Genomic DNA, 19594 nt, shown 5'->3' with positions numbered 1-19594 from the left:
GAATCGCATACTCGCACACATCTTGTAACTCCCGTGGTAACCACACGCCATGCGACTGACTACCAAAGGCCGATACGCCGTGACCGCCATGCTCGACCTGGCGTTGCACGCGCAGCATGGGCCGGTGTCTTTGGCCGATATTTCCGAGCGCCAGGGCATTTCCCTCTCTTATCTGGAACAGCTGTTTGCCAAGCTGCGCCGCAGCAGCCTGGTTTCCAGCGTTCGCGGCCCAGGCGGCGGCTACCAGCTGTCGCGCGGCATGGAAACCATCCAGGTGGCCCAGGTCATCGACGCGGTCAACGAATCGGTCGATGCCACCCGTTGCCAGGGCCTGGGGGATTGCCATGCCGGTGATACCTGCCTGACTCACCACCTGTGGTGCGACCTGAGCCAGCAGATCCACGAATTCCTCAGCGGCATCAGCCTGGCCGACCTCGTCATGCGCCGCGAGGTGCAGGAAGTCGCCCAGCGCCAGGACTTGCGCCGTGTCGCCGGTCGAATTGCCCAGCTGGACAAGATTGAGACGTCCGCCGTCGACTGAAACTGCAGCGACGAGCGACGCCACCGCCTGATAGGAGATACTCAATGAAGTTGCCGATCTACCTCGATTACTCCGCGACCACCCCGGTCGATCCCCGTGTCGCCCAGAAGATGGCCGAGTGCCTGCTGGTCGACGGGAACTTCGGTAACCCGGCCTCGCGCTCCCACGTGTTCGGCTGGAAAGCGGAAGAAGCAGTCGAGAACGGCCGCCGCCAGGTCGCCGAGCTGATCAACGCCGACCCGCGCGAAATCGTCTGGACCAGCGGTGCCACCGAGTCCGACAACCTCGCTCTGAAAGGCGTGGCACACTTCTATCAGACCAAGGGCAAGCACATCATCACCTCCAAGATCGAGCACAAGGCGGTCCTGGACACCGCTCGCCAGCTCGAGCGTGAAGGTTTCGAGGTCACCTATCTCGAGCCGGGCGAAGACGGTATCGTCACCCCGGCCATGGTCGAAGCCGCCCTGCGCGACGACACCATCCTGGTCTCGCTGATGCATGTGAACAACGAAGTCGGCTCGATCAACGACATCGCCGCCATCGGTGAGCTGACTCGCTCCCGCGGCGTGCTGTTCCATGTCGACGCCGCCCAGTCGGCGGGCAAGGTCGAGATCGACGTGCAAAAACTGAAAGTCGACCTGATGTCGTTCTCGGCGCACAAGGTCTACGGCCCCAAAGGCATCGGCGCGCTGTACGTCAGCCGCAAGCCGCGGGTACGCCTGGAAGCCATCATTCACGGCGGTGGCCATGAGCGCGGCATGCGTTCGGGCACCCTGCCGACCCACCAGATCGTCGGCATGGGCGAAGCCTTCGCCATCGCCAAGCAGGAAATGGCCGCCGAGAACGTGCGCATCAAGGCCCTGAGCGACCGCTTCTTCAAGCAGGTCTCCGACCTCGAAGAGCTGTACGTCAACGGCAGCCAGACCGCCCGTGTACCGCACAACCTGAACCTGAGCTTCAACTACGTCGAAGGCGAGTCGCTGCTGATGTCCCTGAAGGATATCGCCGTGTCGTCCGGTTCGGCCTGTACCTCCGCTTCGCTCGAGCCGTCCTACGTCCTGCGTGCCCTGGGCCGCAACGACGAGCTGGCGCACAGCTCGATCCGCTTCTCCTTCGGCCGCTTCACCACCGAAGAAGAAGTCGACTACGCCGCGCAGGAAGTCTGCAAGGCAGTCAACAAGCTGCGTGAATTGTCGCCGCTGTGGGACATGTACAAAGACGGCGTCGACATCTCCAAGATCGAGTGGGCCGCCCACTAAGCAGTCGCCGGCAAGAGCGGCTCCCTGATGAGGAAGGAATTGCACCATGGCATACAGTGAAAAGGTCATCGACCACTACGAAAACCCGCGCAACGTCGGCAAGATGAACGCCGACGATCCGGATGTCGGCACCGGCATGGTCGGCGCCCCGGCCTGCGGTGACGTGATGCGCCTGCAGATCAAGGTCAACGAGCAAGGCATCATCGAAGACGCCAAGTTCAAGACCTACGGCTGCGGTTCGGCCATCGCCTCCAGCTCCCTCGCCACCGAGTGGATGAAGGGCAAGACCCTGGACGAGGCCGAGACCATCAAGAACACCCAGCTGGCTGAAGAGCTGGCGTTGCCGCCGGTCAAGATCCACTGCTCCGTGCTCGCCGAAGATGCCATCAAGGCCGCTGTTCGCGATTACAAGCAGAAGAAAGGCTTGATCTGAGTCGCCTGACGCAAGGTAAGGAGTTCTGATGGCTATCAGCATGACAGAAGCCGCCGCCAACCACATTCGCCGCTCCCTCGACGGGCGCGGCAAGGGTGAGGGCATTCGCCTGGGCGTGCGCACTACCGGCTGCTCGGGCCTGGCCTACGTGCTGGAGTTCGTCGATGAACTGGCAGAAGAAGACCAGGTGTTCGAGAACCATGGCGTGAAGGTCATCATCGACCCGAAGAGCCTGGTCTATCTCGATGGCACCGAGCTGGACTTCGTCAAGGAAGGGTTGAACGAAGGCTTCAAGTTCAACAACCCCAACGTGCGCGGTGAGTGTGGCTGCGGCGAAAGCTTCAATGTCTGAGGCTTGACGTGGGTACTCCTTGCCATTACGCCCTGTTCGACCTGCAGCCGGCCTTCCGCCTGGACCTCGACAAGCTGGCCGTTCGTTATCGCGAACTGGCCCGCGAGGTTCATCCTGACCGTTTCGCCGACGCCTCCGAGCGCGAGCAGCGGGTCGCCCTGGAAAAGTCCGCCGCGCTGAACGACGCCTACCAGACCTTGCGCAGCGCGCCGCGCCGCGCCCGTTACCTGCTGGCCATCGGTGGCCACGAAGTGCCCCAGGAAGTCACCGTGCACGACCCGGACTTCCTGCTGCAGCAGATGCAGTGGCGCGAAGAGCTCGAAGAGCTGCAGGACGAAGCCGACCTGGACGGTGTCGGTGTGTTCAAGAAGCGGCTCAAGGTCGCCCAGGACACATTGAACGATGACTTCGCCGACTGTTGGGATGACGCCGCCCAGCGCGACAAGGCCGAACGCCTGATGCGCCGCATGCAGTTCCTCGACAAGCTCGCCCAAGAAGTGCGCCAACTGGAAGAGCGCCTCGACGATTAATCCCGGCGTTGCCGTGACGACGCCTAAGGTACTCAGATAAGCATGGCCCTACTGCAGATCGCCGAACCCGGTCAGAGCCCCCAGCCGCACCAGCGCCGCCTGGCGGTGGGCATCGACCTGGGCACCACCAACTCCCTCGTCGCCGCTGTACGCAGCGGGCGCAGCGAACCGCTGCCCGATACGCAGGGCAACGTCATCCTGCCGTCCGCCGTGCGCTACCTCGACAACGCCGTCGAAGTTGGCCTGGCCGCGCGCGAAGCCGCTCCCAATGACCCGCTCAACAGCATCCTGTCGGTCAAGCGCCTGATGGGGCGTGGCCTGGCAGACGTCAAGCAATTGGGCGAGCAGCTGCCGTACCGCTTTGTCGGTGGCGAGTCGCACATGCCGTTCATCGACACCGTCCAGGGGCCGAAAAGCCCGGTGGAAGTGTCGGCTGACATCCTCAAGGTGCTGCGTCAGCGCGCCGAGGAAACCCTCGGCGGCGAGCTGGTCGGTGCGGTGATCACCGTGCCAGCCTATTTCGACGACGCCCAACGCCAGGCCACCAAGGACGCCGCCAAGCTGGCCGGCCTCAACGTCCTGCGCTTGCTCAACGAGCCGACCGCGGCGGCCGTGGCCTATGGCCTGGACCAGAACGCCGAAGGCGTCGTGGCGATCTTCGACCTGGGCGGCGGCACCTTCGATATCTCCATCCTGCGCCTGACCGCCGGGGTCTTCGAAGTGCTGGCCACCGGTGGGGACACGGCCCTGGGCGGTGATGACTTCGACCATGCGATCGCCGGCTGGATCATCGAGCAGGCAGGTTTGTCCGCCGACCTCGACCCGGCCACCCAGCGCCTGCTGCTGCAGACTGCCTGCGCGGCCAAGGAGGCCTTGACCGACAGTGAAGCGGTCAGCGTCCAGCATGGCACCTGGCAGGGCGAGCTGACCCGGGCCGCTTTCGAAGCCATGATCGAACCCATGATCGCCCGCAGCCTCAAGGCCTGCCGCCGCGCGGTGCGCGACAGCGGCATCGAGCTGGAGGAAGTCGGCGCGGTGGTGATGGTCGGTGGCTCGACCCGCGTGCCGCGTGTGCGCGAGGCGGTCGGTACGCTGTTCGGCCGTACCCCGCTGACCTCCATCGACCCGGACCAGGTGGTCGCCATTGGCGCCGCGATCCAGGCCGACACGCTCGCCGGCAACCGCCGCGAGGGTGGCGAACTGCTGCTGCTCGACGTCATCCCGTTGTCGCTTGGTCTGGAGACCATGGGCGGGTTGATGGAGAAGGTGATCCCGCGCAACACCACGATCCCGGTGGCGCGTGCCCAGGAGTTCACCACGTACAAAGATGGCCAGTCGGCCATGATGATTCACGTGCTGCAAGGTGAGCGCGAACTGATCAGCGACTGCCGCTCGCTGGCACGCTTCGAACTGCGCGGCATCCCGGCCATGGTGGCGGGCGCGGCGAAGATCCGCGTCACCTTCCAGGTCGACGCTGACGGCCTGCTCAGCGTTGCGGCCCGCGAACTGGGCTCGGGCGTGGAGTCGAGCATCCAGGTCAAGCCCTCCTACGGCCTGACCGACGGCGAGATAGCCCGTATGCTCAAGGATTCCTTCGAGCATGCCGGCGCCGACAAGCACGCTCGCCAGCTGCGCGAGCACCAGGTCGACGCCGAGCGCCTGCTCGAAGCGGTGCAGGGCGCGCTGGACGCCGACGGCGAGCGCCTGCTCAGCGAAGATGAGCGCGAGGCCATCGCGTTCCAGATGCAAGAATTGCGTGATTTGCTCACCGGTACCGATGGCGCCGCCATCGAGCAACAGACCAAGCGTCTGTCGCAGGTGACCGATGCATTTGCCGCCCGTCGCCTTGATTCGACGGTCAAAGCCGCACTGGCCGGGCGCAACCTGAATGAGATCGAGGAGTAACCGATGCCCCAGGTGATTTTCCTGCCGCACGAGAAGTTCTGCCCGGATGGGCTGGTGGTTGAAGTGGAGCCGGGCACCAATATCCTGGAACTGGCCCACGAGCACCATATCGAGATGGAAAGTGCCTGTGGCGGCGTGTGCGCCTGCACCACCTGCCACTGTATCGTGCGCGAAGGCTTCGACTCGCTCGAGGAAGCCGATGAGCTCGAAGAAGACATGCTGGACAAGGCCTGGGGCCTGGAAGCGCAGTCGCGCCTGGCCTGCCAGGTGATCGTCGGTGATGAGGACCTTACCATCGAGATCCCCAAATACTCGCTCAACCACGCCGCCGAAGCGCCGCACTGAGGGTATCGAGCATGAGCCTGAAATGGATTGATGTACTTGAGATCGCCATCCAGCTTGCCGAAAGCAAGCCCGAGGTCGATCCTCGTTACGTGAATTTCGTCGATCTGCACCGCTGGGTGCTGGCACTGCCCGACTTCAGCGACGATCCGTCGCGCGGCGGCGAGAAGGTGCTCGAGGCCATCCAGGCGGCCTGGATCGAAGAAGCCGACTGAGCGCACGCTGCAGGTTAGGCAATCCCCTGGAACCCGCGTATAATTCGCGGGTTTAATTTTTCGCAACACTCAATATTCTGGAGTTTTCCATGGCTGTTCAACGTACTTTCTCGATCATCAAGCCTGACGCCGTCGCCAAAAACGTCATTGGCAAGATCACCACTCGCTTCGAAGAAGCCGGCCTGAAAATCGTCGCTTCGAAAATCAAGCAACTGTCCAAGGCCGAAGCCGAAGGCTTCTACGCCGAGCACAGCGCTCGTGGCTTCTTCGGTGACCTGGTTGCCTTCATGACTTCCGGCCCGGTCGTTGTCCAGGTTCTGGAAGGCGAGAACGCCATCGCTCTGAACCGTGAGCTGATGGGCGCCACCAACCCTAAAGAAGCTGCTCCAGGCACCATCCGTGCCGACTTCGCCGAGTCGATCGACGCCAACGCCGTTCACGGTTCGGACTCCGAAGCCGCTGCCGCTCGCGAAATCGCTTACTTCTTCGCAGCTACCGAGGTAACCACTCGCTAAGCGAAAGCTTACGGGTGTGAGGGTGAATCCATGACGACATCGACTGGCAAGATCAACCTGCTGGGGCTGACCCTGGCGGAAATGGAACAGTTCTTCGACTCAATCGGGGAGAAGCGCTTCCGCGCCGGGCAGGTGATGAAATGGATTCACCATTTTGGCGTCGATGATTTCGCCGCCATGACCAATGTCGGCAAGGTCTTGCGCGAAAAGCTCGAGGCTGTTGCCGAGATTCGGGGCCCGGAAGTGGTCAGCGAAGACATTTCCGCCGACGGCACCCGCAAGTGGGTGGTTCGCGTTGCCTCCGGCAGCTGCGTCGAAACCGTCTACATCCCCACCGACGACCGCGGTACGCTGTGCGTATCGTCGCAAGCCGGCTGCGCCCTGGACTGCAGTTTCTGCTCCACCGGCAAGCAAGGCTTCAACAGCAACCTCACCGCCGCCGAAGTGATCGGCCAGGTGTGGCTTGCCAACAAATCCTTCGGGACCGTCCCCGCCAAGATCGACCGCGCCATCACCAACGTGGTCATGATGGGCATGGGCGAGCCCTTGCTGAACTTCGACAATGTCATCGCCGCCATGAAGATCATGATGGAAGATCTGGGCTATGGCATCTCGAAGCGTCGCGTCACGCTCTCCACCTCGGGTGTGGTACCGATGATCGACGAGCTGGCCAAGCACATCGACGTGTCGCTCGCGCTGTCGCTGCACGCCCCCAACGATGAGCTGCGCAACAAGCTGGTACCGATCAACAAGAAGTATCCGCTGAAGATGCTGCTGGAATCGTGCATGGGCTACATGTCCACGCTCGGCGGCAAGCGCGTGCTCACCATCGAGTACACCCTGCTCAAGGACGTCAACGACCAGCCCGAGCATGCCGCGCAGATGATCGAGCTGCTGCGCGACGTGCCGTGCAAGATCAACCTGATCCCGTTCAACCCGTTCCCGCACTCGGGCTACGAGCGACCCAGCAACAACGCCATTCGTCGCTTCCAGGACCTGCTGCACCACGGTGGTTTCAACGTCACCACCCGCACCACCCGCGGCGACGACATCGATGCCGCCTGTGGCCAGTTGGTGGGCCAGGTCAACGACCGCACCCGTCGCAGCGAGCGCTACATCGCCGTGCGCCAGCTCGCCGACGAGCCGCAAGACAACGCTGCGCGCCCCTGACGAGCATTCCGCCCATGACCCTGCGCGCCGCGCTGTCGATCCTGACGCTTTCGCTGCTGGTTGGCTGCGTGTCCGGCGGCGCGGGCGATCCCCTGGCCAATCGGCAGGGGCGTGAGGAAGCGGGGCGGGCCTACGTGCAGTTGGGGCTTGGGTATTTGCAACAAGGTTTGACCGAGCAGGCCAAGGCGCCGCTGGGCAAGGCCCTGGCCTTGAACAATAGCGATGCCGATGCCCATGCGGCATTGGCTTTGGTGTTCCAGGCAGAAGGCGAGCCTGCGCTTGCCGACCGGCACTTCGAGAAAGCGCTGGCCATACGCCCGGGCGACACACGAATCCGCAACAACTACGGCAGTTTCCTATATGCTCAGGGCCGCTTTGCCGACGCCCAGGCGATGTTCCGCCAAGCTGCCGCCGATACCCTGTATCCTGAGCGCTCCCGGGTCTACGAGAACCTGGGGCTGACGGCCCTGAAGCTGGGGCAGGGCGAACAGGCCCGCGATCATCTGGAAAAAGCCCTTCGGCTCAATCAGCGGCAACCGAGGGCTTTGCTTGAAATGGCTGAGTTGTCCTACGAAAACAGGCATTATGTGCCGGCCCGGGACTACTACGATCGATTCAGCCAGCTGAGCGACCAGAATGCCCGCAGCCTGCTGCTGGGCAGCCGCCTGGCCCGCGCCCTCGACGACCGGGGCGACGCGGCCCGCCTGGGCCAGCAATTACAACGACTTTATCCCGGTACGCCGGAATATCAGCAATACCTGTCGGAGCAACGATGAAAGCCGCGCACACTGAAGTAGCAGCAGCGACTCGCCAGAACCCCGGTGACGTCTTGCGCCAGGCCCGCGAGAAACGGGACTGGAGCCAGGCCGAGGTCGCTCGCAAGCTCAACCTCACGGTATCTTCGCTGAACAACCTGGAAAACGGCGCCTTCGACAAGCTGCCGGGGCACACCTTCGCCCGCGGTTACATCCGTGCCTACGCCAAGCTGATGGACATGGACCAGGCACCGCTGGTCGAGGCGTTCGACCAGATCACCGGCACCCACGCCAAGGGCAGCGAAGTGCATGCCCTGGGCCGCATCGAGGAGCCGGTGCGCCTGTCCCACAACATCCTGCGCGTGGTCAGCCTGTTGCTGCTGGTGGCCGTGGTCGGGGGCAGCTTCCTCTGGTGGCAGGACAACACCAGCCTGCGCGGCAAGGACCTGGCCAAGATCGCCCTGGAGCATGTCGAGGTCGAGAGCGCCGACGGCACCACCCAGATCCACCCGCTGGACGAGCCGGAAGACCAGGCCGTCAGCGAAGGCCAGCAGCCTGAAAGCGAAGCGCTGTCACTGGAACCGGCGGCCAGCGAGCAGTCACCGGCCAGCAGCGCCGAGGCTCCCGCGGCAGCTGTAGCCACACCTGCGCCGGTCGCACCGGCCGCTGCGCCACAAGCGCCGGTCGTTGCCGCTGCGCCGACCGCTCCGGCAGCGCCCGCCGCACCGGTCACTCCGGCTGCTCCCGTGGCCGCCGCGCCCGCGCCGGTGGCTCCGGCACCCGTTGTCGAAGCCGCGCCAGCCCCGGCCGGCAGCGGCAATGTACACATCCAGTTCACCGCCGATTGCTGGACCCAGGTCACAGATGGCAATGGCAAGGTGCTGTTCAGCGCCATCAAGCGCAAGGGCGACAACCTGGAACTGACCGGCAAGCCACCATTCGCGGTGCGCCTGGGCTTCGCCCGTGGCGCCCAGGTGAGCTACAACGGCCAGGCGGTCGATGTTGCCCCGTTCACCAGTGGCGAAACCGCTCGCCTGAAGTTGGGACAGTAAGTCATGCACGGCGAATCTCCGATCAAACGTCGCGAATCCCGCAAAATCTGGGTCGGCAATGTGCCGGTGGGTGGCGATGCCCCCATCGCGGTGCAGAGCATGACCAACACCGACACCAACGATGTCGCCGCCACCGTGGCGCAGATCCAGCGCCTGGTCGATGCCGGCGTGGACATCGTGCGTGTCTCGGTACCGGACATGGACGCCGCCGAGGCGTTCGGCAAGATCAAGAAGCTGGTCAGCGTGCCGCTGGTCGCCGACATCCATTTCGACTACAAGATCGCCCTGCGTGTGGCCGAACTGGGCGTTGACTGCCTGCGTATCAACCCGGGCAACATCGGCCGCGAAGACCGCGTGCGCGCGGTGGTCGACGCCGCCCGTGACCGTGGTATCCCGATCCGCATCGGCGTCAACGCCGGCTCTTTGGAAAAAGACCTGCAGAAGAAGTACGGCGAACCCACCCCCGCCGCGCTGGTCGAGTCGGCGCTGCGCCATGTCGAGCACCTGGACCGCCTGGACTTCCAGGATTTCAAGGTCAGCGTCAAGGCCTCCGACGTGTTCATGGCCGTCGAGGCCTACCGCCTGCTGGCCAAGCAGATCATCCAGCCGCTGCACCTAGGGATAACCGAAGCCGGTGGGCTGCGCTCGGGGACGGTGAAATCCGCCGTCGGCCTAGGTATGCTGCTGGCCGAAGGTATCGGTGACACCATCCGCATCTCGCTGGCGGCCGACCCGGTCGAGGAAGTGAAGGTCGGCTACGACATCCTCAAGTCGCTGCACCTGCGTTCCCGTGGGATCAACTTCATCGCCTGCCCGAGCTGCTCGCGGCAGAACTTCGATGTGGTCAAGACCATGAACGAGCTGGAAGGGCGCCTGGAAGACCTGCTGGTGCCGCTGGACGTGGCGGTGATCGGTTGCGTGGTCAACGGCCCGGGCGAAGCGAAGGAGTCGCACGTCGGCCTGACCGGCGGCACCCCGAACCTGGTCTACATCGATGGCAAGCCGTCACAGAAGCTGAACAACGACAACCTGGTCGACGAGCTGGAAAAGCTCATCCGCCAGAAAGCGGCCGAGAAGGCCGAGGCCGACGCGGCGCTGATCGCCCGTGGCTGATACACAGAATTCGTAAGGACTACTCGTGAGCAAATCGCTGCAAGCCATCCGTGGCATGAACGACATCCTGCCCGATCAGTCGCCGCTGTGGCGCTATTTCGAGGGCACCGTGGCCGGCCTGCTGGACAGCTACGGCTACAGCCAGATCCGCACGCCGATCGTCGAGTTCACCGAGCTGTTCAAGCGCTCGATCGGTGAAGTCACCGATATCGTCGAGAAGGAGATGTACACCTTCCAGGACAACAAGGACTCGCTGACCTTGCGCCCGGAAGGTACCGCCGCGTGCGTGCGCGCAGTGCTCGAGCACGGCATCATCGGTAATGGCCAAGTGCAGAAACTCTGGTACGTGGGCCCGATGTTCCGCCACGAGCGCCCGCAACTGGGACGCTACCGTCAGTTCCACCAGATCGGTGTCGAGGTGTTCAACCTGGCCGGCCCCGATATCGACGCCGAACTGATCATGCTCACCTGGCGCCTCTGGGCGTTGCTGGGTATTCAGGATGCGGTGACGCTGGAGCTCAACAGCCTGGGCACCAGCGAAGCCCGCGCGCGTTATCGCGATGCGCTGGTCGAGTTCCTCTCCCAGCGCATTGATCAGCTGGACGAAGACAGCCAGCGCCGCCTGAAGAGCAACCCGCTGCGTATCCTCGACAGCAAGAACGCAGGTACCCAGGCCGCCCTGGTGGGCGCGCCGAAGCTAGAAGAGTACCTGGACGAAGAGTCCCGCGTGCACTTCGAGGGCGTGAAGGCCCGTCTTGACGCTGCCGGCATCCCGTTCGTGATCAACACCAAGCTGGTACGCGGCCTGGATTACTACAGCAAGACGGTGTTCGAGTGGGTCACCGACAAGCTCGGTGCCCAGGGCACGGTCTGCGCCGGTGGGCGCTACGATGGCCTGGTCGAGCAGATGGGCGGCAAGCCGACTGCTGGCGTTGGCTTTGCCATGGGTATCGAGCGCCTGCTGCTGCTGATCGAAACCCTGGGCCAGGTACCTGAGTCGATCAGCCGTACCATCGACGTCTACCTGTGTGCCTTTGGTGAGCAGGCGGAGCTGGCTGGCCTGAAGATCAGCGAACAACTGCGTGATTGTCTGCCGAACCTGCGCCTGGCGGTCAACGCCGGTGGCGGCAACTTCAAGAACCAGTTCAAGAAAGCTGACAAAAGTGGCGCGCTGTTCGCCCTGATCCTCGGCGACGATGAACTGGCCAAGCAAGAGATCGGCGTCAAGCCCCTGCGTGGCCAGGGCGAACAACAGAACATTGCCTGGGATGCGCTTGCCGCGTACCTGGAAACCGCGATCGCCCAGGCGTAACGCGGTTCAACAACGAATAGGCGAATAGGAGTATTGGGGTGTCGAGTACCGATGATGAAGGCCTGGCAGCGGCCAAGGACTGGTGGAACCGCAACGGCAAGCCGCTGCTGACCGGCGCCCTGTTGGCCGGCGTGGTGGTGATGGGCTGGCAGACCTGGCACAAGTACCAGGCCAACCAGTCGCAAGGCGCCTCGGCGTTGTACCAGGCCCTGCTGGAAACCTCGCTGACCCCGAGCGGCCAGCCTGACGCAGGCAAGGTCGCCGAACTGTCCGGCAAGCTCAAGAGCGAGTTCGGCGGCAGCGCCTACGCCCAGTACGGCAGCCTGTTCGTCGCCAAAGTAGCGGTGGACAGCGGCAAGCTGGACGACGCGGCCAGCGAGCTGAAAGGCGTGATGGACAAGCCGGCCGACGCCACCCTGGGCGAGATCTCGCGCCAGCGCCTGGCCCGTGTACTGGCTGCCCAGGACAAGGCCGAAGACGCACTGAAGCTGCTCGACGGCGACACTGACAAGGCCTTCCTCGCCAGCCGCGAGGAACTCAAGGGCGACCTGCTGGTACAGCTGGGCCGCGCCGACGACGCGCACAGCGCCTACGAAAAAGCCAAGGCCGCGCTGTCCGACGACGCCGCGATCGGTGGCCTGCAACTGAAGCTGGATGACCTGGCCAAAGGGGACGCCTGAAGTGAAGGGTTGGAAACAAGCAGCAGTGCTCACCCTCGCCGTGTTGGCGGCGGGTTGCAGCAGCAACAGCAAGAAGGAACTGCCCCCGGCCGAGCTGACCAAGTTCACCGAGGAAGTGGTGCTGAAGAAGCAGTGGAGCCGTTCGATCGGTGACGGCCAGGGCGAGACGTACAACACCCTGGTACCGGCCATCGAGAACGACCGTATCTACGCGGCTGATGTCACCGGCAAGGTCTTCGCGCTTAACCGCCTCGACGGTGACGTGGTGTGGAAGAAGGACCTCGAGCTGCCGGTTTCCGGGGCCGTGGGCGTCGGCTACGGCCTGGTCATGCTGGGCACGCTGAAGGGCGAGGTCATCGCCCTGGACTCCAGCACCGGTGAGGAACGCTGGCGTTCCCGCGTCACCAGTGAAGTGCTGGCACCGCCCGCCAACAACGGCGACGTGGTGGTGGTACAAACCCAGGACGACCGTCTGATCGGCCTTGACGCCGCCACTGGCGACCGTCGCTGGATCTACGAGAACACCCCGGCCGTACTGACCCTGCGCGGTACCGGTGCCCCCGTGGTGACCAACCGCCTGGCCGTGGCCGGCCTGTCCACCGGCAAGGTGGTGGCGGTCGATATCAGCAACGGCGTGCCGGTGTGGGAGAGCCGCGTGGCCATCCCGCAGGGCCGTTCCGAGCTGGACCGCGTGGTGGACATCGACGGCGGCTTGCTGCTGTCCGGTGGCACCCTCTACGTGAGCACCTACCAGGGCCGCGTCGCGGGCCTGGATGTGGAGAGCGGCCGTGTGATGTGGCAGCGCGATGCCTCCAGCTACGTGGGTGTCGCCCAGGGCTTCGGCAACGTCTACGTGAGCGAGGCGTCGGGCACCGTCGAGGGTATTGACGAGCGTTCGTCCAGCGCCCTGTGGAGCAACGACACCATGGCTCGCCGTCAGCTGTCGGCGCCGGAAGTGTTCTCCAGCTATGTGGCTGTGGGTGACTTCGAGGGTTACCTGCACCTGCTCAGCCAGGTCGATGGCCGCTTCGTCGGCCGTGAGCGTATCGACAGTGATGGCCTGCGCGCCCGCCCCCTGGTGGTCGGCGACACCATCTATGTCTTCGGCAACAGCGGCAAGCTCGAGGCACTGACCATCCGCTGAAGCTAAGCTTGAGACCGTCAACGGCTCAGGCCGCGGCGTAGGAAACGCCGCCCGAACACCGGCCGCTGCTCTGCAGCGGCCTTTGCATTTTCAAGAATTCAAGAGTGGAGAGCCGCATGGTTCCCGTAATCGCCCTGGTGGGCCGGCCGAACGTCGGTAAATCCACCATGTTCAACCGCCTGACCAAGACCCGCGATGCCATCGTCGGCGACCTGTCGGGCCTGACCCGTGACCGCCAGTACGGCGACGCCAGCTGGCAGGGTCGTTCCTACATCCTCATCGATACCGGTGGTATCACCGGTGACGAAGTGGGCATGGACGAGAAGATGGCCGAGCAGTCGCTGATGGCCATCGAAGAAGCCGACTACGTGTTGTTCCTGGTTGATGCCCGTGCCGGCATGACCGCCGCCGACCAGATGATCGCCGAGCACCTGCGCAAGCGGAACAAGGAAGCGATCCTGGTTGCCAACAAGATCGACAACATCGACGCCGATGTCGCCCGCGCCGAGTTCTCGCCGCTGGGCATGGGCAACGCCATTCCGGTGGCCGGCTCGCAAGGTCGCGGCATCAACGCGCTGATGGAAGCCGTGCTCGGCCATATTCCGCGTGATCCGGTCGAGGACGCCCTCGACGAGGACGTCGCCGAAGGCGAGGAAGCGACGCGCATCCCCGGCCCGAGCGAGAAAGATGGCATCAAGATCGCCATCATCGGCCGCCCCAACGTGGGCAAGTCGACCCTGGTCAACCGCATGCTCGGTGAAGAGCGCGTGGTGGTGTACGACCAGCCGGGCACCACCCGCGACAGTATCTACATCCCGTTCGAGCGCGATGGCGAGAAGTACACCTTCATCGACACCGCAGGTGTGCGCAAGCGCGGCAAGATCCACGAGGAAGTCGAGAAGTTCTCGGTGGTGAAGACGCTGCAGGCGATCAAGGACGCCAACGTGGTGATCTTCGTCATGGACGCCCGCGAAGGCGTGGTCGACCATGACCTCAACCTGCTGGGCTTCGCCCTGGACGCCGGCCGCGCCGTGGTCATCGCCCTGAACAAGTGGGATGGCATGGAGCCGGGCGAGCGCGACTACGTGAAGACCGAGCTGGAGCGCCGGCTGTTCTTCGTCGACTTCGCCGACATCCACTTCATCTCGGCGCTGCACGGCACCGGCGTGGGCCACCTGTACAAGTCGGTGCAGGCCGCGTTCATGTCGGCGGTCACCCGCTGGCCGACCAGCCGCCTGACGCAGATCCTGGAAGACGCCATCAGCGTGCACCAGCCGCCGCTGGTCAATGGCCGCCGCATCAAGCTGCGCTACGCCCACCTGGGCGGCGCCAACCCGCCGCTGATCGTGATCCACGGCAACCAGACCGACAAGATCCCCAACTCGTATTCGCGTTACCTGGAGAACACCTACCGCCGGGTGCTGAAGCTGGTCGGCACGCCGATCCGCATCGAGTACAAGGGCGGTGACAACCCGTTCGAGGGCAAGAAGAACACCCTCACTGATCGCCAGGTCAACAAGAAGCGCCGTTTGATGTCGCACCACAAGAAGGCCGAGAAGAAGCGCCGCGACAAGCGGAAATAAGCGGCAAGCTGTAAGCTGCAAGCCGCAAGAAAAAGCAGGCGCTGATCCCTGCCGCTTTTTCTTGTCGCTTGGAGCTTGTAGCTTATAGCTCTCAGTCCCCCAGGAAAGAGGGCTCCATGATCCGCAGCAAACTGCCGAATGTCGGCACGACCATCTTTACCACCATGTCGCAACTGGCCATGCAGACCGGTGCGCTCAACCTCTCCCAGGGTTTCCCTGACTTCAACGGCCCCCAGGCCTTGCTCGATGCCGTTGGCCGCCATGTGGCCGCCGGGCACAACCAGTATTCGCCCATGACCGGCCTGCCGGCCTTGCGTCAGCAGGTCGCTGCGAAGGTCGCTCGGTTGTATGGCGTGAGCGTCGACGCTGACCATGAAGTGACCATCACTCCAGGTGCCACCGAGGCGATCTTCTGCGCCATCCAGGCGGTGGTCCACGCCGGTGACGAGGTGATCGTCTTCGACCCCAGCTACGACAGCTACGAGCCGTCGGTGGAACTGGCCGGTGGACGCTGCTTGCATGTGCCGCTCAGCGACGGCAGCTTCAGCATCGACTGGCAGAAGTTCAGCGACGCGCTCAGCCCGCGCACGCGCATGGTCATTCTCAACTCGCCGCACAACCCCAGCGGCGCGCTGATCAGCCGGGACGACCTGGACCAGTTGGCGAAGTTGATCGCCGACCGCGATATCTACCTGGTCAGCGACGAAGTCTACGAACACCTGGTCTACGACGGTGTGCGCCACGCCAGTGTGCTGGCCCATCCGCAGCTCTACGCCCGGGCGTTCGTCGTCAGTTCGTTCGGCAAGACCTACCACGTCACTGGCTGGAAGACCGGCTACGTGATCGCGCCACCGACGTTGAGCGCTGAGTTGCGCAAGGTGCACCAGTACGTCAACTTTTGCGGTGTGACGCCTCTGCAATGCGCCTTGGCCGACTTCATGGCCGAACACCCCGAGCACATTGATGAACTGCCGGCCTTCTACCAGGCCAAGCGCGACCTGTTCTGCGACCTGTTGCAGGGGGCGCGTTTCACCTTTACCCGCACGCCGGGCACCTATTTCCAGCTGGTGGACTACTCGCAGATCCGGCCCGACCTGAACGATGTCGACATGGCCCTGTGGCTGACCCGCGAACATGGCGTGGCCAGTATCCCGGTATCGGTGTTCTACCAGCAGCCCATTCCCGAGCAACGCCTGGTCCGCCTGTGCTTTGCCAAACGTGAGGAGACGCTGCGCCAGGCAGCGGAGAAACTATGCGCGATCTGAGCGAACTGCCGAACCTGAAAATCGCCCTGGTGCAGACCACCCTGGCCTGGCACGACCGCGAGGCGAACTACGCGCATTTCGAGGAACTGATCGGCCAGGCCGGCGAGGTGGACCTGGTGGTCCTGCCGGAGATGTTCACCACCGGTTTCTCGATGGAGTCCGAACGCCTCGCCGAGCCGGAGAACGGCCCCACCTACAAGTGGCTCAAGGCCCAGGCGAAGAAGGCTAACGCGGTGATCACCGGCAGCGTGATCATCCAGGCCGCCGATGGCAGCCACCGCAACCGCTTGCTATGGGCGCGGCCCGATGGCGAGATCCTGCATTACGACAAGCGTCATCTGTTCCGCATGGCCGGCGAGCACAAGCACTACACCCCCGGTGAACGCCAGGTGCAGTTCGAGATCAAGGGGTGGCGAGTACGCCCGCTGATCTGCTACGACCTGCGCTTCCCGGTGTGGAGCCGCGACGCCCAGGACACCGACCTGCTGCTGTACACGGCCAACTGGCCGGCGGCGCGGCGCCTGCACTGGAACCGCTTGTTACCGGCGCGGGGCATCGAGAACCTGTGCTTCGTGGCGGCGGTGAACCGGGTGGGCACCGATGGCAAGGGCTTCGCCTATTCCGGCGACAGCCAGGTGCTGGACTTCCAGGGAGAGAGCCTGTTGAGCGCGGGGGAAGCGGATGGGGTGTTCACCGTGGTACTGCGTGCGGCGGAACTGGCGGCGTATCGTGCCCGATTCCCGGCGAACCTGGATGCCGATACCTTCGAATTGCATTATTGAGGCAGTTCGCCGGCAAGCCGGCTCCTACAAAGGCATATGACCTGTAGGAGCCGGCTTGCCGGCGAACATTCACGCTCTCAGTAAACGTCCCGCCGATACCGCCCATCTTCTATCAGTTGCTCCACGGCAGCTTCACCCAGGATCCCCTGCAATGCCGCATCCACCCCTGCGGCCATCCCTTGCAGGCTGCCGCAAACATAAACACACGCGCCCTCGTCGACCCAGCGCTTGAACGTTGCGGCGTGCTGCAGCAGCACATCCTGCACATAGACCTTCTCCGCCTGGTCCCGCGAAAACGCCAGGTCCAGTCGTTGCAGGTCGCCATCGCGCAGCCAGTGTTGCAGTTCGTCGCCGCACAGCAGGTCATGGGCCTGGTTGCGTTCACCGAACAGCAGCCAGTTGCGTTGCTCGCCGGCCGCGATGCGTGCCCTGAGCAGGCTGCGCAGCCCGGCCAGGCCAGTACCGTTGCCGATCAGCACCATGGGGGCGGGAGCTCCGGGCAGGTGGAAACCGCTGTTGCGCCGCAGGCGCAGGCTCACCGTGCCGTCCAACGGCAGGTACTCCGTCAGCCAGCCAGAACCCAGGCCCAGGCTGCCGTCGGGGTGGCGCTCCTGGCGCACGATCAGTTCCAGCACGCCATCGCTGGCAATGGAGGCGATCGAGTACTCACGCGCTGTCAGCGGGATCAGCGCATCGACCAACGCCTGGGCGTGCAGGCCGACCAAATGCTCGCGACTCTGCGGCAACTGGCGGCTAGCCAGGGCCTGGGCAAGGGTTTCGTTTAGTCCTTCCAGTTGCACAGGGCTTTCTGGAGGCAGTCCGAGCCCGGCGAGGAAGGTGTCGACACTTACCTGGCTGTGGCGAGGCAGGATTTCCACCAGGTCTCCGGCCTCCCAGGTTGCGGGGGCGGGGGGTAGCAGCCCCAGCAGGTACACGGGGGCGCCCTGGCTGCCAGGGTTGAGCAGCGCTCGTCGGGTAAGGCGCCAGTTGTCGAAGCTCGGCGGCTGCCAGGCGGCCACCGGGCGGGCGCCGGTCAGTTGGGCCAGTTCCTGCTGCCATCGTTGCAGCGCGGCGGGGTCGGCGTTGTCCACTTCAACCGTGGCGAAAGAGCTGCTGGCGCCACGTTCACCGAGCCAGGCCTGCAGGCGCCGGGCGAAGCCACAGAAGTGCGGGTACTGACGGTCGCCCAGGGCAAGCAGGGCATAGTCCAGGTGCCCCAGCACCCAAGGCTGGCCCAGCACCTTGCGCTCGAAGGCGCGGGCGCTGTCCGGCGCTTCGCCGTCACCGAAGGTGCTGACCACGAACAGCGCGCGGTTGGCCTGACGCAGTTGCGCCTCGCCCAGTTCCGCCAGCGGGCGTACCTGCACCGGCAGCCCGGAAGCCTGTAACTGGCCCGCGCTCTGCCAGGCCAATTGCTCGGCGAAGCCGCTCTGGCTGGCGAAGCCGATCAGCCAGCTGTCGCCACTGTTCGCGGTGGTGTCCACAGCACCGCGGGCGGCACGGACCTGGCGCTTCTTGCGGCGGCGGTCGAGGTACAGCAGCCAGCCGGTGACGAAGAACAGCGGCATGGTCAGGCTGGCAATGGTGACGATGATCCGCCCCGGCAGGCCAAAATAGCTACCTACGTGCAGGGCATAGACACTCTGTAGCAGCTGGGCCTTGAACGATTTGTCGGTGTAGCGATCGTGACGCTTGACCTGGCCGGTGGCCGGGTCGAGGGTGAGGGTGTTGAACGCACGCTCATGGTCGGCGCCGTCGAGCAGATAGAACAAGGTCGCCGGTTGCCCGCCTGCGGGTGGAAGACGCAAGTTGTAGGTCAGAAGGTGAGGGCCAGCGGCTTCCTTCAGGTTGGCCCAGATGGCGTCGTAGTCGACTACCAGCGGTGGCGCCTTCTTGTCGACCTTGGGCGGGCCATGGCGGCCTCCACGGCCTTCACCGCGTTTCTGCTCACCGGCGGCCGGCTTGTCGGCCAACAGTGTGTTCAGGCCTTCACGGTACCACTCATAGGACCAGAACAGCCCGGTCAGGGCGAACAGCAGGTAGAACAGCAGGCACCAAGTGCCGAACACCGCGTGCAGGTCCCAGTTGAACGCGCGGCCTTTCTTCGCCCAGTCCAGGGTCAGCCAGGCTCGCCAGTTCAGCGCTTGGCGCGGCCAGCGCAGGTACAGGCCGGACAGGCAGAAGAAGATCAGCATCAGGGTGCAGGCACCGGTGATCTGCCGGCCAGTGTCACCCATGGCCAGGAAGCGGTGCAGGTTGAGCACGAAGTCGAAGAAGCCCAACCCCGCGACGTCGCCCTTGAGTTCGCCGGTGTACGGGTCGGCATAGCGCAATTCGCCTCGGCGCTTGCCGGGAGGCGGGGTGAAGAAGATCCGCGCGGCGTTGCCTTCGCGGGTGTCCACCCAGAGCATCGAGACGGTGTCACCGTGCGCGCGCTCCACCCGGCGTACCAGCTCGGCCGGTGGCAGCACGCCCTCCTGGCGCACCTCGACCTTGAGCACGTCGGCGTTGAATGCGCGCAGCAGTTCTTCCTGGAACGACCAGATGGCGCCGGTGATGCCCATCAGCGCCAGCACCAGGCCTGCGGTGATGCCAAAGAACCAGTGCAATTGGAACAGTGTCTTCTTCACCACGTCGATCACCTTG

20 protein-coding genes are annotated in these 19594 nt (G+C 64.2%); 19 read left to right on the top strand and 1 reads right to left on the bottom strand.

All coding sequences use genetic code 11. The features are described 5' to 3' along the window. The first annotated feature begins 49 nt into the window (after positions 1-49). The 19 genes from iscR to NGM28_RS11240 all read left to right on the top strand — a co-directional run bounded on the left by iscR (position 50) and on the right by NGM28_RS11240 (position 16948). Positions 50-541: a Fe-S cluster assembly transcriptional regulator IscR gene (gene iscR / locus NGM28_RS11330; protein ID WP_240066656.1), complete on the top strand. Its 492-nt coding sequence runs from the start codon at positions 50-52 to the stop codon at positions 539-541. 44 nt (positions 542-585) lie between these two features. Beyond that, positions 586-1800, top strand: coding sequence for an IscS subfamily cysteine desulfurase (locus NGM28_RS11325; RefSeq protein ID WP_011532336.1), 1215 nt, complete (start codon positions 586-588; stop codon positions 1798-1800). A 46-nt stretch (positions 1801-1846) separates the two neighbouring features. Beyond that, positions 1847-2233: a Fe-S cluster assembly scaffold IscU gene (gene iscU / locus NGM28_RS11320; protein WP_252090166.1), complete on the top strand. Its 387-nt coding sequence runs from the start codon at positions 1847-1849 to the stop codon at positions 2231-2233. Between the two features lie 28 nt (positions 2234-2261). Next, complete coding sequence (iscA, locus tag NGM28_RS11315) at positions 2262-2585, top strand: iron-sulfur cluster assembly protein IscA (RefSeq protein WP_011532338.1); 324 nt, start codon at positions 2262-2264, stop codon at positions 2583-2585. An 8-nt stretch (positions 2586-2593) separates the two neighbouring features. Then, entirely contained in the window at positions 2594-3115 is a 522-nt protein-coding gene (gene hscB, locus NGM28_RS11310; protein WP_011532339.1) for a co-chaperone HscB, read from the top strand. Positions 3116-3157: 42 nt separating this feature from the next. Then, positions 3158-5020, top strand: a complete 1863-nt coding sequence (hscA, locus tag NGM28_RS11305; RefSeq protein WP_252090165.1) for a Fe-S protein assembly chaperone HscA — start codon at positions 3158-3160, stop codon at positions 5018-5020. A 3-nt stretch (positions 5021-5023) separates the two neighbouring features. Continuing rightward, positions 5024-5365, top strand: a complete 342-nt coding sequence (fdx, locus tag NGM28_RS11300; RefSeq protein ID WP_134689986.1) for an ISC system 2Fe-2S type ferredoxin — start codon at positions 5024-5026, stop codon at positions 5363-5365. A gap of 11 nt (positions 5366-5376) precedes the next feature. Continuing rightward, on the top strand, positions 5377-5577 hold the full coding sequence (gene iscX / locus NGM28_RS11295) for a Fe-S cluster assembly protein IscX (protein ID WP_011532342.1): 201 nt from the start codon (positions 5377-5379) through the stop codon (positions 5575-5577). Between the two features lie 89 nt (positions 5578-5666). Beyond that, complete coding sequence (ndk, locus tag NGM28_RS11290) at positions 5667-6092, top strand: nucleoside-diphosphate kinase (RefSeq protein WP_011532343.1); 426 nt, start codon at positions 5667-5669, stop codon at positions 6090-6092. A 30-nt stretch (positions 6093-6122) separates the two neighbouring features. After that, the gene (gene rlmN / locus NGM28_RS11285; protein WP_213659692.1) at positions 6123-7262 is read left to right on the top strand and encodes a dual-specificity RNA methyltransferase RlmN; all 1140 of its coding nucleotides are present in this window, start codon (positions 6123-6125) and stop codon (positions 7260-7262) included. A 14-nt stretch (positions 7263-7276) separates the two neighbouring features. Beyond that, complete coding sequence (pilW, locus tag NGM28_RS11280) at positions 7277-8038, top strand: type IV pilus biogenesis/stability protein PilW (protein ID WP_240066654.1); 762 nt, start codon at positions 7277-7279, stop codon at positions 8036-8038. Further along, positions 8035-9069, top strand: a complete 1035-nt coding sequence (locus NGM28_RS11275; RefSeq protein ID WP_252090162.1) for a RodZ domain-containing protein — start codon at positions 8035-8037, stop codon at positions 9067-9069. The genes pilW and NGM28_RS11275 overlap by 4 nt, the downstream gene beginning before the upstream one ends. A 3-nt stretch (positions 9070-9072) precedes the next feature. Then, positions 9073-10182, top strand: coding sequence for a flavodoxin-dependent (E)-4-hydroxy-3-methylbut-2-enyl-diphosphate synthase (gene ispG / locus NGM28_RS11270; RefSeq protein WP_011532347.1), 1110 nt, complete (start codon positions 9073-9075; stop codon positions 10180-10182). A gap of 25 nt (positions 10183-10207) precedes the next feature. Continuing rightward, a complete protein-coding gene (gene hisS / locus NGM28_RS11265) occupies positions 10208-11494 on the top strand; it encodes a histidine--tRNA ligase (RefSeq protein WP_252090161.1) in 1287 nt (428 codons plus the stop codon). A 38-nt stretch (positions 11495-11532) separates the two neighbouring features. Further along, entirely contained in the window at positions 11533-12174 is a 642-nt protein-coding gene (locus NGM28_RS11260) for a tetratricopeptide repeat protein (RefSeq protein ID WP_011532349.1), read from the top strand. After that, entirely contained in the window at positions 12149-13318 is a 1170-nt protein-coding gene (gene bamB, locus NGM28_RS11255) for an outer membrane protein assembly factor BamB (protein ID WP_086009437.1), read from the top strand. Before NGM28_RS11260 ends, bamB begins: the two co-directional genes overlap by 26 nt. 116 nt (positions 13319-13434) lie before the next feature. Continuing rightward, a complete protein-coding gene (der, locus tag NGM28_RS11250) occupies positions 13435-14901 on the top strand; it encodes a ribosome biogenesis GTPase Der (protein ID WP_011532351.1) in 1467 nt (488 codons plus the stop codon). Positions 14902-15017: 116 nt separating this feature from the next. Next, positions 15018-16166 (top strand): pyridoxal phosphate-dependent aminotransferase, encoded by a 1149-nt coding sequence (locus NGM28_RS11245; RefSeq protein ID WP_252090160.1) that lies wholly within the window; start codon positions 15018-15020, stop codon positions 16164-16166. Further along, positions 16154-16948 (top strand): amidohydrolase, encoded by a 795-nt coding sequence (locus NGM28_RS11240; RefSeq protein ID WP_240066650.1) that lies wholly within the window; start codon positions 16154-16156, stop codon positions 16946-16948. Before NGM28_RS11245 ends, NGM28_RS11240 begins: the two co-directional genes overlap by 13 nt. A 77-nt stretch (positions 16949-17025) precedes the next feature. On the opposite strand, the gene NGM28_RS11235 is transcribed toward NGM28_RS11240, so the two are convergent. After that, the gene (locus NGM28_RS11235; RefSeq protein WP_252090159.1) at positions 17026-19581 is read right to left on the bottom strand and encodes a PepSY domain-containing protein; all 2556 of its coding nucleotides are present in this window, start codon (positions 19579-19581) and stop codon (positions 17026-17028) included. Between the last annotated feature and the right edge of the window lie 13 nt (positions 19582-19594).

Origin of the sequence: Pseudomonas sp. MWU13-3659, assembly GCF_023757525.1 — a bacterium.
GTDB classification, from domain to species: domain Bacteria; phylum Pseudomonadota; class Gammaproteobacteria; order Pseudomonadales; family Pseudomonadaceae; genus Aquipseudomonas; species Aquipseudomonas entomophila_E.
Note: the sequence above shows the minus strand (reverse complement) of the source record. Positions and strands in the feature narration are given on the sequence as shown.